This window comes from Photobacterium ganghwense (genome assembly GCF_003025595.1).
Taxonomy (GTDB): Bacteria; Pseudomonadota; Gammaproteobacteria; order Enterobacterales; family Vibrionaceae; genus Photobacterium; species Photobacterium ganghwense.
In genome coordinates this window covers 1-938 of record NZ_PYMI01000030.1, presented here as the reverse complement: position 1 = coordinate 938, position 938 = coordinate 1, and the positions used below count along the sequence as shown (strand labels likewise).

Below are 938 nucleotides of genomic sequence, written 5' to 3'. Positions count from 1 at the left end.
TTGCGTTGCAGGTAATACGCACTATCTTCCGCTTTCTGCATCATTACGCAGGCGAACTGGCAGTTGTCGATAATAGTTTTCGAGACTTCCTGCCCGCGTTGGAACATGTTGATGGAGTGCAGACCGAATTTGCGCCCTAGCCTCAGAATCTTGCCGTGGTAGCCGGTTGCCTTGCCTGCGGTGTTGGTATGCTCGGCCACTTCTTCGCAAATCACCTTGAGCGGCTTTTTGTGCTTGCCGTCACCCATGCCCCAAACCACCATGCAGAACTTGTCGAAATCCGCCTCGGTGGTTTCGTGTTTAGGGGCATAGGCAATTTTAAATCCCTGCGTGGTTTTGCGGCCAGCAATGAGCGCCGCGGCAAAGGCTTTCAGGCTGCTGTAACTGCGCACCTTACGCCCGGCAATTTCGCCTTCGTAGTCATTGAGCGGGTCAAAGATGGCGACCTGGTCTGTCGGCTTGATAAACAGCTTTTTGGCTGCGGACGTTTTGCCGCAGCCTGACATCCCGACCGCATACGCATGATGGTTACTCAGTGCGTTGTTTTGGTTTACGGGTTGGAGTTTCACGCCACCTCCTGATTGTAATCATCATTGGCGGCTTCTGCTGCCCGCTTGGCCTGCTCGCGGCGGGCAGCTTCGAAATCTTCTGCTTTGAGCTGGCGAACCTGCATGTAACTGGACAGACTCAGCATACCGATGGCAGCCACGGCCATGATTTCGTCCATGTATTTCGCCATCCACGGTGGCGGGTTGCCGCCGTATTTGACGATGAGCGGTGCCACTTTGTAAGCCACCTTTTCGGACTGCTCAGGGTCAAAATTGAACCGCGTATGCACCATGCCCTTCATCATTTGTTCAATGGTCATCAGCCCCACGAAGATCATCCCAGCCGCCGCTTCCAGTTCAATGTCGGCTTGCTTGGTATCGGTGGTCGCC

Annotated in this window: 2 protein-coding genes; both read right to left on the bottom strand. The window is 54.5% G+C overall.

Going from position 1 to position 938, the window contains the following annotated elements; genetic code table 11:
- On the bottom strand, positions 1-506 hold a 506-nt coding region (locus C9I92_RS25095; RefSeq protein WP_107193951.1), incomplete at its 3' end, for an ATPase.
- A gap of 59 nt (positions 507-565) precedes the next feature.
- Positions 566-938 (bottom strand): hypothetical protein (locus C9I92_RS25540; RefSeq protein ID WP_107193950.1); only part of this gene is annotated, 373 nt, incomplete at its 5' end.